The 15,957-nt window shown below is 47.1% G+C and carries 11 protein-coding genes; 10 read left to right on the top strand and 1 reads right to left on the bottom strand.

Annotation, left to right across the window (positions count from 1 at the left end):
* The first annotated feature begins 22 nt into the window (after window positions 1–22).
* The 9 genes from AC1DFM_RS09995 (at window position 23) to AC1DFM_RS09955 (ending at window position 13,341) form a co-directional block, all read left to right on the top strand.
* Window positions 23–1,672, top strand: coding sequence for a RagB/SusD family nutrient uptake outer membrane protein (locus tag AC1DFM_RS09995; protein WP_477076573.1), 1,650 nt, complete (start codon window positions 23–25; stop codon window positions 1,670–1,672).
* A gap of 29 nt (window positions 1,673–1,701) precedes the next feature.
* On the top strand, window positions 1,702–2,982 hold the full coding sequence (locus tag AC1DFM_RS09990; RefSeq protein ID WP_477076572.1) for an IPT/TIG domain-containing protein: 1,281 nt from the start codon (window positions 1,702–1,704) through the stop codon (window positions 2,980–2,982).
* 2 nt (window positions 2,983–2,984) lie between these two features.
* Window positions 2,985–4,118: a family 20 glycosylhydrolase gene (locus AC1DFM_RS09985; protein ID WP_477076571.1), complete on the top strand. Its 1,134-nt coding sequence runs from the start codon at window positions 2,985–2,987 to the stop codon at window positions 4,116–4,118.
* Window positions 4,119–4,447: 329 nt separating this feature from the next.
* On the top strand, window positions 4,448–4,969 hold the full coding sequence (locus AC1DFM_RS09980) for an RNA polymerase sigma factor (RefSeq protein WP_477076570.1): 522 nt from the start codon (window positions 4,448–4,450) through the stop codon (window positions 4,967–4,969).
* Window positions 4,970–5,011: 42 nt separating this feature from the next.
* The gene (locus AC1DFM_RS09975; RefSeq protein ID WP_477076569.1) at window positions 5,012–6,025 is read left to right on the top strand and encodes a FecR family protein; all 1,014 of its coding nucleotides are present in this window, start codon (window positions 5,012–5,014) and stop codon (window positions 6,023–6,025) included.
* A gap of 24 nt (window positions 6,026–6,049) precedes the next feature.
* The gene (locus AC1DFM_RS09970; RefSeq protein ID WP_477076568.1) at window positions 6,050–9,571 is read left to right on the top strand and encodes a SusC/RagA family TonB-linked outer membrane protein; all 3,522 of its coding nucleotides are present in this window, start codon (window positions 6,050–6,052) and stop codon (window positions 9,569–9,571) included.
* An 11-nt stretch (window positions 9,572–9,582) separates the two neighbouring features.
* On the top strand, window positions 9,583–10,968 hold the full coding sequence (locus AC1DFM_RS09965) for a RagB/SusD family nutrient uptake outer membrane protein (RefSeq protein ID WP_477076567.1): 1,386 nt from the start codon (window positions 9,583–9,585) through the stop codon (window positions 10,966–10,968).
* Between the two features lie 60 nt (window positions 10,969–11,028).
* Window positions 11,029–12,084: a TlpA family protein disulfide reductase gene (locus AC1DFM_RS09960; protein WP_477076566.1), complete on the top strand. Its 1,056-nt coding sequence runs from the start codon at window positions 11,029–11,031 to the stop codon at window positions 12,082–12,084.
* A 9-nt stretch (window positions 12,085–12,093) separates the two neighbouring features.
* On the top strand, window positions 12,094–13,341 hold the full coding sequence (locus tag AC1DFM_RS09955; RefSeq protein ID WP_477076565.1) for an amidohydrolase family protein: 1,248 nt from the start codon (window positions 12,094–12,096) through the stop codon (window positions 13,339–13,341).
* Window positions 13,342–13,355: 14 nt separating this feature from the next.
* Here the strand turns inward: AC1DFM_RS09955 and AC1DFM_RS09950 are convergent, their stop codons facing one another.
* Entirely contained in the window at window positions 13,356–13,763 is a 408-nt protein-coding gene (locus AC1DFM_RS09950; protein ID WP_477076564.1) for a hypothetical protein, read from the bottom strand.
* A 166-nt stretch (window positions 13,764–13,929) separates the two neighbouring features.
* On the opposite strand from AC1DFM_RS09950, the gene AC1DFM_RS09945 reads away from it, so the two are divergent.
* On the top strand, window positions 13,930–15,948 hold the full coding sequence (locus AC1DFM_RS09945) for a hypothetical protein (protein WP_477076563.1): 2,019 nt from the start codon (window positions 13,930–13,932) through the stop codon (window positions 15,946–15,948).
* Window positions 15,949–15,957: the final 9 nt, after the last annotated feature.

Here is a 15,957-nt window from a genome sequence, read left to right as displayed (position 1 = left end):
TCACGGTAGATAAATTATAATGATGAAAAAGGTATTCATAAAAACAGGGATTGCTGCCGTGCTGCTGTGTGCAACTGCCTGCAGTAAAAATTATCTCGACAGAAAGCCCAGTGACCTGATCACAGAAAAGGAAGTATTTTCCAATATTGAAAATACAGAGGGCTTTGTCAATACTATTTACCAGAGCTTACCGAATATGTTTAAACCGGGATCAGCCTGGGGTTTAAACAGTGCTACGGATGAAACCAACCAGAGTATTGATAACTCGGCTTCTTATCCGGATGCAGGTAACTTTAATACCGGCTCTATGAGTCCATCGAATTTTCCGATGTCTGATCTGTGGAGCAGCTACTATGGAAAAATCCGCGCCTGTAATAAGTTCCTGGCTAACTATGACCTGGTGCCCGTAGATCCCAATTATCCGGAACGCCGTGGCCGTCTCAAAGGAGAAGTGTTGCTACTGCGTGGCTACTATTATTTTGAGTTGATGCGTACCTGGGGCGGACTGCCTTTGCTGTTGACGGAAAAGAGCCCTTTCGATGATCCGGCCAGTCTTTACTATAAACGCAACAACATTGACGAAGTAACGGCCAGCATTCTGAAAGACTTGCAGGAAGCCGGTAGCTTGTTACCGGTTACTTACGCCGATCGTCCATCTAACTGGGGACGTGGCAGCAAAATGATTGCCATGGCGCTGGAAGGACGGGTACGTTTGTTTTATGCCAGTCCGTTGTTTAATCCTGGCAATGATCTCTCCCGCTGGCAACAGGCGGCGTTAGCATGTCGCGCTGCATTGGATACGGCTGTCACCAACGGCTATACGTTGAGCGATAGCTACCCTGATATTTTTACGCAGTATTTCAACCGGGAAGTGATCTGGAGCCGTCCAGCCCCTGGCGCTTTCGGCGATGGTGGTATTGACCGCGAAATGAATCCCCGTAGTGCCAACGGTTATGGTAACGTTACGCCTTTACAGGAGCTGGTAGATGACTATGAAATGAAAAAGAGCGGTTTACCTATTACAGATCCTAATTCCGGCTATATCGCACAAAGGCCTTACGAGGGAAGAGATCCCCGCTTTGAAGCTACCATCCTGTATCCTGGGGCTACCTGGAAAGGAAAGATACTGGACCCTAATGGTGCGGATGCCCCACGTTCCGGACAAATTTCCACCAACTACTGGCAGCGTAAATACCTGCTGCCTTCTGTGGACCTGTTTTCCGGTACCGGTGGAAGTGATCGTAAATGGGTGCTGATCAGAACTGCAGAACTATATCTCAACTATGCAGAAGCGCAGAATGAAGCGGCAGGTCCTGGTGCAGATGTATACAATGCATTGAATGCGGTGCGCGCCCGTGCAGGAATGCCTGCCTACAGTGGCGGCGATCAGGCAGCTTTACGCGCTAAAATCCGTCACGAAAGAAGAATAGAACTGGCATTGGAAGATCATCGCTTTTGGGATGTACGTCGCTGGAAAATAGCAGAGCAGGTGGATAATAAAGATGTACACGGGGTAGTCGTTTCCGGTAGTGGGAACGTTACCTACACCTATCCGGTGATAGAGAAGCGGGTATTTGACGCGAAGAAAAATTACTGGTTGCCTATTCCGCAAAGCGAGATAGACAAGGTGAGTGGTCATAATCCTGACTTCACACAAAATCCCGGTTGGTAACTGTCACTGTTTCACTTAAACAAGAACGAATGAAAACTATATTATATCGTTTGCAGATACTGCTGCTGATAGTGGTGGCAGCCGCCTGTAAAAAAGACAAAGGCTTTGTACACGACAACAATGCCCCGGTGATCGTAGATAAATTTACGCCTGAATCGGGTGCTGCAGGCACAGAAGTGCTCATTTATGGCAGCAACTTCACCACAGATACGGCTGCTGTCAGCGTTACCGTAAATGGCGTAAAGGCCCTGGTGGAAGGTGTTATCAGCGATCATATCCTGGTAGTGATACCGGAAAAAGCAGGTAGTGGTAAAATCACCGTGACCATTAACGGAAAAACTACTACCGCCGCAAAAGAGTTCGGATATATCACTTCCTATAAAGTAAGCACGCTGGCCGGCAACGGTGCTGCGGGTTTTTCTGATGGGAAGGGCATTTTCTCTTCTTTCAATTTTAATAAAAGATGTGGGCTGGATGTAGACGACGCTGGTAATATTTATGTGGCAGATGCTGGCAATTATCGCGTGCGTAAAGTAGCACCGGATGGTACGGTGACCACCCTGGCCGGTAACGGTAATGGCGGATACCAGGAAGGTAAAGGCGCCACTGCACAGTTCTCTCTGCCGCTGGATGTTGCGGTTGACAAAGATGGCACCGTGATTGTGGCAGATCCGGCCGACTGGACCATCCGCAGGGTTACTGCTGATGGCACTACTTCTCTCATTGCCTGGGGCGAAGCCTGGGGAATTGGCATCGACAAGCGCAATGGCAATATCTATTATGCCAACGCCCGTGGCTCCGGCAGCATTTTCCAGGTAACGCCTTCCGGTACGGCCACAGAGATCATTAAGAATCTCGTGTATCCGGTGGATGTAGCCGTAGACGACAAAGGCAACCTGTATGTATCAGAGAATGGTACTTCTATGATTAAAAAATTTGCAGCAGATACCTGGGAACCTACGGTGATTGCGGGGGCAGCTTATCAAACTGGTTTGGTAAATGGAAAAGGTACAGATGCCCGTTTTGACTATCCATGGGCTATTGCTGTAGATGCGAACAACAACCTCTTTGTGGCAGGTAATGGCACCGGCGATGGTTCTACGGTGAATACGAATCAATGTATTCGTAAAATCACCGCCAACACCTGGGACGTGACCACCTACATTGGTGGCAGCACCGCCGGATTTGCGGATGGCGCGGGCGCTGCGGCCCTGTTTAGCGCACCTACTGGTGTAACAGTAGATAAAAACGGGGTGGTATATGTATTGGATAGAAATAATAACAGGATTAGAAAAGTAATAGGAGAATAAATATGACCAGGTTAAGGAAGATGATATTAGCGGGCTGTTTGATGCTGTTATTCTTTCAGGTACGCGCACAACAGCCCGCTCCTTTTAAATGGAATGTACTTCCCGTAAAAGGATTGTTGTTGAGTGTGCCGCAACGGCAGGATGTACCATTGCTCTGTGATTTTATAAAAAAAGCATTGGTAGCGGAAGGTGTGAATACGCTGGCATTAAGAATTGAATTGGCCTATAAGTTTAAATCTGATCCGGAAGTAGCCGAGTGGAATGGTATCACCGAAGAAGACCTGAAACAGATTGTAGCGGCATGTAAGGAAGCGAAGATCCGGTTTATTCCAACAGTGAACCTGCTGGCGCATCAGTCCGAGCAAACGGAGATAGGACCGCTGTTGAAGAAGTATCCGCAGCTGGATGAGTCGCCGGATTTTAATCCGCCGGTGCCCTGGAAGGATGGTGGAATGTTCGACTTCTACAGTAAGTGCCTGTGTACACAGCATCCGGATTTATTCAACATCATTTTTCCTTTGGTGGATGAACTGATTGCTGTCACCGGCGCTGATGCCTTTCACGTGGGCCTTGACGAAGCCTGGATCATCGGGTATAATAAGTGTCCACGTTGTGGCGGCAAAGATCCGGCGGAACTGTTTGGGGCTTATGTAACCGCCCTGCATCAGCATCTCAAAGAAAAAAAATGCCAGATGTGGATGTGGAGCGATCGCCTGATAGATGGTAAGGAAACCAACCTGCTGGCATGGCAGGCCAGTATGAACAATACCGCCAGGGCCATAGATATGATACCGAAAGATATCATGATTTGTGACTGGAAGTATGAAGATGCGCCTCCAACGCCTGCCTACTTTGCCGTGAAAGGATTCCAGGTATTACCTTCTTCGTGTGGAAAGGAATCGTCTGCCATGGTGCAGCTGGAACAGGTATATGCTGCCCGTAAAAATGCGCTGCAGGCCGATTTCTCCCGCACGCTGGCGGAGCGTATGCCCGGTATATTTGAAACCATGTGGGTAAATACGAAAGAGTTTATTGATGGATATTATGGGCGCAAAGGTGTTCGCCCGGGCACTATGGCCAACGTAAATACCTTTAAAGCATTGTTTGCAGAAATAAGAAAGAAAGAAAAAATGTAAGGCAGTGGATGATCGGAGCGGATTTTGTCTGTGAGCAGGATTATTCTGATTATACTGATTTTTATTTTTGATTTTAAAAGATAAAGGGAGATATAGGCATATGCTTATATCTCCCTTTATCTTTTTTATCTTCCCAAATTCTTAAAAAACAAAATCAGTATAATCAGAATAATCCTGCTCACAGACAAAATCCGCTCTGATCATCCGCTAAAATGGCTTTTTGCTTTCCGCTTTCTGCTTTCTGCTCTTTTATATATCTTTGGCCTCAACCAAAACACGAGAGAAACGCCTGTAGGCGATGTGGTATGCCTGATGAACGCGATATCTGGATGAAATTTTGTGCTGGTGAACAAGCTGCATTCCGTGAATTATATGATACATATTATTCGCGCATGTTTGTTTGGGGCTGTAAGTGGTTGGATGGCGACACGGCTTTCGTAAAGGATCATCTGCACGATTTTTTTATTTATATCTGGGAGAAGCGGGCCAATTTGTCGTCTGATATCAACGTATCAGCTTACCTGCTCACCGCCTTTAAACGGCGTTTAATTGAACAATGGGGGAAGAAAAAGAAGCTGACCGATGTGAGCAGCCTGATTAATCTTTCCGCGGAGGCCCAGGAAGACAGCGATCTTTTTACTGCACAGTTTACCCGTATACAACAGGCTTTACAAACATTAACCCCGGCCCAAAGAGAGGTTATTGAGCTCCGGTTCCTCCAAAATATGTCCCTCCAGCAAATTGCAGACGCTAAAAATACCAGTCTCCGTACGGTCTATAACCTTACCCACAGGGCGATTGTACAGCTTCGTCAGGAGGTGGGCAAAAAAAATATTTTTTTTCTGTGGTAAATCCATCCTGCTTTTCCCTCTGTATAGAAAAAGCACACGGGCATGGCCAATATTTCAGTAGACCAGTTAATAGGACAGCCGTCGTTTATTAATTATTGTTTTCATACGAATGAAAACGACGTCAACTATTGGAATAACTGGATCGCGGCTCATCCGGAGCATGAGGCTATTGTTCAGGAGGCCACCGGCATGGTGAAAGCCGCCGGCTGGCTGCTGGTGGCGGAAAAGGAAAAGCCGGCAGCCATGGCTAAAATGGACGCCTGGTTGCTGGAAACAGCTACGCCTGTACGCCGTATGCGCTGGTATTATCCGGCTGCAGCTGCCGCGGTGCTGCTGTTGGCAGCAGTATGGTATTTCCGCCCTGCGCCGGTGAAGGAACAGCCGAAACTGGCTACCGCCGCAACTCCTCTTAAATTATATTACAGCAATACCAGCGGCGCCATGCAAGGATTTGTGTTGCCGGATAGCAGTTATGTACTGTTAGAAAGTGGCGCCAGTCTGCAACTAGACAGCGCCTTCGGCAGAACCATCCGCAGCATGGCCCTGAATGGAACGGCTTATTTTAAAGTATCGCGTGATCCGCTGCATCGCTTCGAAGTAACAGGAGGCAGCTACATTGTAACCGCACTGGGCACCGCTTTCCGGATGACGGCCACCAACGGGACATTACAGGTGTTGCTGGAAACGGGTAAGGTGATGGTAGAAAACAATCAGCATGGGGTACGTAAGCTGGTGGCTTATTTGCAGCCTACAGAAAGCCTGCTGATAGATCCATCTCACCAAAACAAACAACAGCAGCACACCTTTACAGCAGCCACCCTGAATGCCTGGAAGGCACAGGAAATGGTATTTGACCACACTCCTGTACAGGATGTGATACTGCAACTGGAGGCTAGTTATAATATTAAGATTCAAATAAAAGATAACACGCTACAACAGGAAGTTTTTTCAGGACGATTTAAAAATGATGCATTACCAGCGGTATTGGATGTACTGTGTTTTACTTTAAACAAGCAATATCAATTCATTGATTCAACCAATGTAATAATTCAATAATCAACCAAAACCATTCGTAGTATTATGTATTTACGTTTTTGCCGGTTATCCGCGAGGATAACGAGTAGACATTCCCATGCCTTGTTTGCGATGATGATGGTGTTAGTATTTACACTGGCGCTATTGCCCGCGCAAGCGCAGGAGAAGAAGCAGGTAGCTTTGGAGAAAGTCCCTGCTGAGAAGGCGTTTCGCAGCTTGTCGGCCTTGTATAAAGTCCGCTTTTTTTACGCTGGTTCTGCCATTTCCGCCAGTGAAATGATCAGTATTCCTGCCGGTGAAAAATCACTGGAAGAAGTACTACAGTACCTCACAGCACATTATCGTTATGCGTTTCGCAGAAATGATAATATGATCAGTGTGAGCCGGGTGACCACCGCTACGCCGGCATTGGCCGAGCGCAGTATCCGTGGGCGTATCGGCCTGTATGAAGGCGATGGCATTGTGTATAATGCAGGGGTGACCATCCGGGAAGCCGGCAGCACCAATGCCGCTATCACCGATGAGAAAGGGTATTTTTCCATGAAGCTCAAAACAAACGAAGCACAGCTGAGCATCAGCTGCGTGGGCTATGAAACGAGTGAACTGGAAGCGGGCGACAGAAGTATGGTCAATGTTACGCTACGTCAGTCTTTACGCAATATCCCCGAAGTGGTGATTTCTACGGGGTACCAGTCGCTGGCCCGGAAAAACACTACCGGCGCTTATTCCCAGATTGGCAGCGCGGAAATACAACGCAGAAGCAGCCAGTCGCTCACCAGTTTACTGGAAGGAAGTATCCCCGGATTAACGCTGGCTACGGGTTATACCGGTACGAGTAAAGACCGTCAGCAGAATGGCATCAATATCCAGGTACGTGGTGGTAGCGCCATACAAACAGAACGTACTGCGCCACTGATCATCGTAGATGGATTTCCGGTGAATCAGTTACCGGATAACATGAATGACGTGGAAAAAGTGGATGTGCTGAAAGATGCGGCTGCCGCTGCTATCTGGGGAGCCAGGGCTTCCAATGGCGTGATTGTGGTGACAACTAAAAGAGGGAAAGAAGGAAAACTGAAAGTGAACTACGCGACTAATATGTACTTCACACAGCGTCCGGACTATTCCACATTGAAACGTGCCAACAGTGCAGATCTGGTGGATTACGATAAAGAACTGTATGATAGAGGGTTCATTAAGCCCTACATCTTCGAAGGATCACGCGGTGGATATTCTCCTTCTTTCGACCTCCTCTTTCAATTGGATAAGGGGTTGATTACAGATGCGGAATTCAAACGTAAACAGGACTCATTGGGAAGTATTTCCAACCGTTCGCAGGTGAGCGATTTATTGTTGCGTACCGGCGTACGGCAGAACCATTACCTGTCGCTTTCCGGCGGCGGTAAAGGATACCGCTTTATGGTGTCTGGCTCGTACGACAAAGGTAAATCTGTGTACATCACGGATAAAACCGAATCGATGCAGTTAAATACGCGGGGCGATTTTGAATTGAATCCMAATCTGCGTTTCAATGTAGATATCAATAGCGTATTCCAGGATCTGAAAACTGCGCCCAATATCAGTGGGAATATACAGCAGCTGGCGCCTTATCAGTTGTTGGTGGATGCGAACGGAAATTACTTATACGACTATACGGATTTTAATAAGGCTGCCAACGATGAGTTAAAACCCTTAGGTTACGCTGATAATGGCCGGAATTTGCTGCAGGATGCCAGATTATCCAATAACAGAAATAAGAACTTCGGATTAAGAACCAATGTAGGGGGTGAATGGAAAATTATTAAGGGACTGACACTGAGTGCCGGATTTTTGTATGACCGTATGAAGCAGAGTGGCCGTGATTTAGTATCACAGTACTCCTCTGATCAGCGTGTTTATATTAACCAGTTTACCACGCTGGATGGCAATAAAGCGATATACAACCTACCACAGGGTGATCGTTTGAACCAGTCGGAGTATACTAATAACAACTGGGCGTTCCGTTCTCAGCTGAATTATACCAACCTGTTTAAGGGCAAGCATTTTGTGAATTTTATTGCCGGTACAGAAGTGAAACGTTACGTGTCAGAAGGATTTACCGCCACAAAATTTGGGTATAATGATGACTTACAGAGCTGGGTGCCGTTTGATCAGAAAATGTTGCTGAATGGCAACCAGAAGTGGTGGGATGGGAATTATATCCCGGTGTATGATGCCACCAAAAATGATCTGTTTTCCTACAATGATGAAAGACAAAGATCTTATTATGGTACAGGCACCTATACTTACAATGATCGCTATACTTTTACCGGTAGCTATCGTGTAGACCAGTCGAACTTATTTGGTACTGATCCTAAATATCGCCGTACGCCGTTATGGTCATTGGGTGGCGCCTGGGATATAGCCCGGGAAGAGTTTTTCCATATGGATAATGTGAGCATGTTAAAGTTGCGTGGCTCCGTGGGATTAACGGGTAACTTTGATCGGACTACTACACCATTATTGGTGGCCAATCGTCTTTATTCTGCCAAGCTCAATGAGTTTTATGCGAGGGTCAACAACTTTAACCCCAAGCTGCGTTGGGAAAGAACCCGTACCGTCAACCTGGGAGTAGATCTGACGATGTATGATGGCCGTTTACAGGTCAGCGTAGATGCATATAATAAATATGGCTATGACCTGTTAGGGAACACGTTGCTGGACCCTACTGTCGGGTTCACCAATATGAAAATCAATGCTGCCAAAATGAGGAACAAAGGTATTGAGCTGGCTATACAGGGCAATATCATTGAAACCAGGCAATTCAAATGGAATAGCCGTTTGAACGCCGGTTATAATAAAAACGTGATCGTAGAGAATAAAATTCCGGATGGTAGTCCTGAGTTAAACCGGATATCCGGTACTACACAATATGTAGAAGGATATGCAAGGGAATCGGTGTGGAGCTATCGTTGGGCAGGACTGGATGATCATGGTAATCCACAGGTATATGGTGATAAAGGTGAGAAGGTAAAAGTAGCGCAGTTCTCTTCGTTGGTAAATAGTGGTACTTATCGTGCACCTTTCTCTGGTGGCTTTACCAACGTATTTACCTATCGTGGATTTTTTGCCAGCGCACTCACCACGTTCAATTTTGGTAATGTGCTCCGCCGTGAAATGCCGGATATGTATGGTTATTCTTTCTCCAATGCGTTGAATTACCAGATTAAAGATCGCTGGCGTAAACCGGGTGATGAAGCCAAAACAGATATTGCAGCGATCACGCCATCTTTTGATCCGGCCGACTTCTACGATGGAAGAGAACGTGCGATGCAATATTCTTCCAATAGCGTAATTCCGGGTGATTATATCCGTTTACGTGAAATACAGTTGGGCTACAACCTACCAGCTTCTTTGTTAAAAGGCTCTTTCCTGAGAGGGGTACACCTGATTGCACAGATGAACAACGTGGCCTTATGGAAGAAAAATAAATACGGTATCGATCCGGAAGCTATTGATCCAATGAATGGTAGCTATTATTTACCGGAACCTAAGGTAACAACCATTACCATTCGTGTTGAACTGTAAAAAAAGAGATCATGAAGAAATTAGCGATATACTCAATAACGTTGCTGGCGCTGTTTTCCAGCAGCTGTAAAAAATTCCTGGACGTAACGCCCAAAGGAAAGTTTCTGCCTAAAACAGTGGCAGAGTATGAACTGTTTATGAATGATCCGCTGATAGCGGATGCCGCCTATGGATATGAAGAATGGATGACCGATGATGTAGCGTTGACGGATGATGGCCTGGGATTGCTGGGAGATAGTCGTAGTGCCAGGAGCTATCTTTGGGCGAAAGACCTGTTCAAGGTAATGGAAGACGACGGAGAATGGAATGGGTTGTATAAGAATATCTATAACTGCAATCTGGTATTGCAGGAAATAGGCACCGCTACAGGTGGTACCCCGGAAGATGTAAGTCGTATTACCGCCGAAGCGAAGATCCATCGCGCTTTTGCATATTTCCACCTGGCGGGTTTATTTGGCAACGATTACCAGGCAGCTACCGCCGGTACAGATCTGGCCGTTCCTATACTGCTGGTGCCGGACCTGGAAGCTAAAACCAAACGCGCTACCGTAAAGGAAGTGTTGGATCAGGTGATCAAGGATTTGTCGGAAGCGTTAGCAGAAAGTGGCTTACCGGATATGGGCAGAAATTATGTACATCCTGGTAAAGCGGGCGCTTATGCCTTGCAGGCAAGAGTGTACCTGTATATGGGTAATTATGAACAGGCGCAGAAAGCGGCATCTGCTGCACTGGCCTTGAAAAATACCTTGTTGGATTACAATACGATCAGTTTCAGTAATCCGGCAAAACCATATAGCGGTTTAAAGGGTCTTCCGACAGTAGATGCCAACCCGGAAAATATTCTCTCCAGAACTACCAGCCAGGGCGGCATTATTGCGCGTTTTATGATTAACCCGGAGTTACTGGGTATATTGGGAGAGAAGGACTTACGCTACGTATATTCGTTTACGAGAATTCTGAAAAATGCCTCTTATCMTGTCAATCCTTATCCTGATTATTTCGCTAACTATATTAACTACAGTATAGGTGTACCAGAAATGATGCTGACAAAAGCAGAATGCATGGCCCGTAGTAATAGTAAAGACGAAGCCATCAATCTGTTGAATACTCTGCGTCAGAAAAGGTTTAAACCCGCTGAATACACCGCGCTAACGGCTAGCACAGCAGAAGAAGCTCTGGTACAGGTGCTGCAGGAAAGGAGAAGAGAACTGATGTACCACGGCGTACGTTGGTTTGATCTGAAAAGATTGAATCGTGATCCACGCTTCAAAAAAGATCTGACCCGCAGTTATAAGAATGTGACTTATACCCTGGAAGCGAATAGCGCCCGCTACCTGTTACAGATTGCACCGAAAATTATTACTATAAACCCAGCCATTATACAAAATCCCAGGTAATCACCTGTTCACAGGCGGACTAAAAAATGCTTTTAGTCCGCCTTTTTTAAAAAATTGTATATGAAATTTTTAAACGCGCTTTCGGCGGTATTGCTGCTTGGTACTGCTACCCAGGCACAACAGTTAACTTTTACGACTGCTTTACATGCAGAGAAAGAAAAAGTAACCATTTACCGGGAGTGGCCTACCCGGCAGTTGATAGATACGCTGCGGCTTTCCGGCGGTACGGTTACTTATACGCTGCCTACAGGTGCAGGCGTGTATTCCGTTCGTTTGCGGAAACCTTTTGTGGATGCTGTTTTGTTGGAAGAAGGGGAGAAGGTGACGATCAATGTTACCAAAGATACGGCGGTGATAGTGAAGGGTGGCGCACTACAAAAGAAGTGGAGCGATTTTGAGAAAGCCATCAAACCAGATGAGAAGGCCTGGAATGAATGGGGCCATAAATATGAAACAGCACCTAACCTGGAGGAGAAATTAAAAGCCAATACTGAAAGCAACCGATATGCGGAAAAAGTGAATCAGAAAAGGTTGGCTTTTGTATTGAATAATGCGGGTAACCTGGCTGGCGCCTGGATGGGCTACTACTATGCTTTTGCCTGGTCACCGGACAATCTCGAAAAACTGGTGCCGGCATTTCAGCAACACCCTGCTGCACAAAGCACTTATCAATTATTATCAGACAAACAAAAGGCCGCCGCGGCTTTTAATATGACCGGTAAAAAAGCGCCGTTGTTTACCTTACCTGCTATGAATGGCAGTAACATCGCATTGGACAGCCTGTTTAAACAGCATCAGTATGTATTATTGGATGTATGGGCGTCCTGGTGCACTCCCTGCCGCGCTACCAACCGCAAACTGGCGCCCCTGTACGAAAAGTTCAGCCAAAAAGGAATTGGCTTTGTATCTGTTTCCGTAGATGAGAAAAGAGAATTGTGGGAGAAAGCGGTGGCAGCAGATAAGATCCCATGGACACAGCTGTTAAGTCCTCACGGGATGAACAGCGAATTTGTAAAGCAGTACAAAGTACAATCACTGCCAGCTACTTTCCTGATCGATAAAAACGGTACCATTATTCAGCAACACATTGAGGTGGCTGACCTGGAAAAATTATAACTACTTTTTATGAAACAAGGCGTATTGCTATTACTCGCGTTGCTTGGCTTCGCGCCGCACAGCCGTGCCCAGCTGTTGCTGAAAAATGCCACTATCATTGATGGCGATGCTGGGGTAAAGCCCCGTATAGGATCTATCCTGGTGCGTAATGGCATCATTGAACGGATCATTGAAGATGGTTCCATGCCCACCGAAAAGGTAACGGTGATGGATTGTACGGGTCAGTTTATCACACCCGGACTGATGGATGCGCATGTGCACCTGGCCACGGTAGATATGGATGATCAGAAAGGCATGCATCTGAAAACAGATAGTATCCTGGAAAACATGATCCGGCATGGCATTACCACCGTGCGGGATATGGCGGGCGACGCCATTTTCCTGGCGGAGTATAAAAGGAAAACGGCCACCGGTCAACTAACGGGACCGGATATATTTTATGCAGCGCAGTTTGCGGGCCCCGGGTATTTTGACTTAATGAAAGGAGGACGCCGTGGCGACAACGATCTGGGTAATACTCCCTGGTACCGCGCTATTACACCGAAAACAAATTTGCAGTTGGCGGTTGCCGAAGCCAAAGGTGCGGGCGTTACCGGCATTAAAGTGTATGCAGATCTTACCAAAAAACAAATAGCGGCTATTACAGAAGCAGCACACGCACAGGGTATACAGGTATGGAGTCATGGTACCGTGTTCCCTGCCAAACCGGCGGATGGCGTGGCGGCTGGTGTGAATAGCTTATCTCATGCAGCGGATCTTTGTTTCCAGCAGCTGGCAGGAGATACTTTGAACTTTAGTAAATCATGGGAACAAATCTACAAGCATTTCGTACTGGATACCCTCGTGCAACGAAAATTACTAACAGGCATGCAGCAACGGAATATTTTCCTTGATCCCACTATTTTCCATGCCACCAATAATAAAATGTGGAATGCGCTGACGATTACCCGGATGGCGCACCAATTGGGCGTAAAGATTGTTACAGGCACCGATTGGATTTATCCGGAAAAGAATGAAGCGGTGCCATTAGAGCAGGAAATGGCATTGCTGGTGAGCAAGTGTGGGTTAAGCACTGCGGAGGTAATTCAATGCGCTACCCTTAACGGTGCGGCTGTTACTGGCTTGCAGGATAGGGGCGTGGTGCGTGTTGGTAAACGCGCAGACTTATTGATCACTAAGGTAGATCCATATATTAATTTAGCCACGCTGTTTACGCCGGCAACGGTGATAAAAGATGGTAAGGTATTGCGTTGGTAATAACCGTCGGGATGCTATTTCAACGGTACCATACAGCGTATATCCGTATCGTTGAAATAGTCTTCCAGGCAATAACCCTGTGGATCAATGTCCGGTGTATCCAGTAATCGCTCAAAGGTGGGCGTTATCGCCATGAGGTGCTGTTGGTACTGATGTAAGACTTCGCTGATATAAACCCCCTTGCGGACGGTAAAACTCCTCAATCCATACTGATCCCCTTCCCCTGGTGTTTTAGCCGCTACTGCCGCCCTGTAAACAATGCCGTGGCCTCCTTCCGGGCGGGAGATCCCATATAGGCGTCTTCCGGTCATATCTCCGAGCAAAGCTGTCAGTTTTTCGAAAGCGGGCTGTATGCCCATTGGAAAAGAATCTGCCTGCACATAAAATACTTCGATATCGTGTTCCAGGGTAATGGTTTCCATGGTGTGATGATTTAGTAGTTTCCTAAAGGTACCCGGTATTCCTGGTTCGCATACGGTGTAAACACGACAATTTGAATGGCATATTGGGCCAATTAATTCACGCAATCGTTTGTTCGGGTATTTCTGGGTAAAATCTGTTAACATTATCCCATTCAACAATTGATGTATGAAAAATAATTGGATTGGCAGTCTGGCCCTKGTGTGCCTGCTGGCCATACAACTGCCCGCACCCGCCCAGGTGTTTTATGCCGGCAAAGCCCCGGCAAAAGCGGTGACCCTACCCGGAAAGAATGTGTTGGAGAATGCCGTGCTGGAAGTAAACCTGGGAATGATAAAGGAGCAATTGGGCCCAGTGACGTTCCGCGATAAGTTATCATCCACGCAGGTGCAATTTGCCGCTAATCAGTTGTTCATTTTAAAGTTGAACGATGGCAGCACGTTGCTCCCATCCGATTTTACGGTGACCAGCCGCCAGGAGCAAGGGGTGGCAGCGGCGCCAGCGGCCATCCGCGGGGTAGACCGCCTACCAGGGAAGCAGCTGGTATTGGGCTTGTCCAACAAAGCACACCGCATCAATATGGTATGGCGCATTGTATTACACGACAACTGCAATTTTATTCAACAATATTTCCACTTCACGGACCCGCAACATCACATTCAGGATTTATCGCTGGTGAATATTCCGGCGGCGGCAAAACCGGTGCTTTCCGGTGTGGTGGATGGTTCGCCGGTGTTGGTGGACAACCTGTTTTTTGCATTGGAGCATCCGATGGCGCACCAGGAAGAAGGCGCCACCATGACACAAAGCAGCGTAGCGGCTTCGGCCACACTGCGCTCCGGCGACGGTTTTGACGTTAGTGTTGCCTGGGGAGTTACGCCTGCGGGGCAACTTCGGCGGGGTTTTCTAACTTACCTCGAGAAAGTAAGGGCAGTACCTTATCGCGTGTTTCCCCATTATAATTCCTGGTACGACGTAGGATATGATGGTCGCGAAATTACAGAGGCAAATGCGCTGGATCGTATCCGGGTATTTGGGGATAGCCTGGTGGTAAAGCGCAAAGCCAGGATGAGCGCCTTTTTATGGGATAGTGGCTGGGACGATTATAACCGGCTTTGGTATTTCAGTAGCAAGCTGCCCAATGGTTTTAAGAAGATGGAAGCGCTGGCCCGCCAGTATCATGCGGCCATGGGCGTATGGGTATCACCCTGGGGTGGTTATGACCAGGAAAAGATCAGTCGCCTGGCGAGCATTGAGAAGCTGCATTTGCCATTTACGCCCAACGACAATGGTTTGAGTTTAGCGGACCCGCATTATTTCGATTATTTCATGAAGCTCACCGCAGACTTTGTGCAACACCAGGGCGTAGTGAGTTTCAAGTTTGATGGAGTGGGCGCCGGTAATGGCGTTGGAGGAGCAGGAGAGAAGTATGCGAAAGATGTGGAATCATTTCTGCGGGTGATTACCGGTTTGCGCAAAATAAAACCGGACCTGTATTTTAACCTGACAGTGGGCACCTGGCCTTCTCCCTACTGGCTGAATTATGGCGACGCCATCTGGAGAGCCGGTGAAGACATGGGCTTACTGGGCGCAGGTACTAAAAGACAACAATGGATGAACTACCGCGATGCGGAAGTATATAAAAACATCGTACAACGTTCACGGCTATATCCACTCAATGCATTGATGTATCATGGCATTGTAGTAAATAATGAAAATGGCCTGGGTGCGTCGTTTACGAATGATGAGGCAGGACTGGCAGAAGATGTATGGGCATTTTTCGGTAATGGTACCGGTATGCAGGAGTTGTATATTAATCCGCACCTGATGAGTGCCAGTGGCTGGGATATATTAGCGAGCGGGATGAAGTGGTCGGCACAGCACCGGGACCTATTATCCGATGTACACTGGATAGGCGGCGACCCTGGTAAGGAAGAAGTATATGGCTTTGCGGCATGGAACCATAAAGAAGGAACGTTGACATGGCGGAATCCATCTGCCAAAACAACAAAAATTACTTTCCGGTTAAAAGAAGTACTGGAGTTGCCGGAAGGCTATCATACAGGGTTTTCGGCCTTTAATGTGATCAATAATACCGGAATTGGTAATATGGATAGTGAAGAGAATATTACCATCACACTGGCGCCATTTGAAGTGAAAGTGTTGGAGTTAACGCCAGTGAAATAACAAGCAGGT

Source organism: Chitinophaga sp. 05T412 (assembly GCF_056396465.1).
This window is presented reverse-complemented; position numbering and strand designations above follow the sequence as displayed.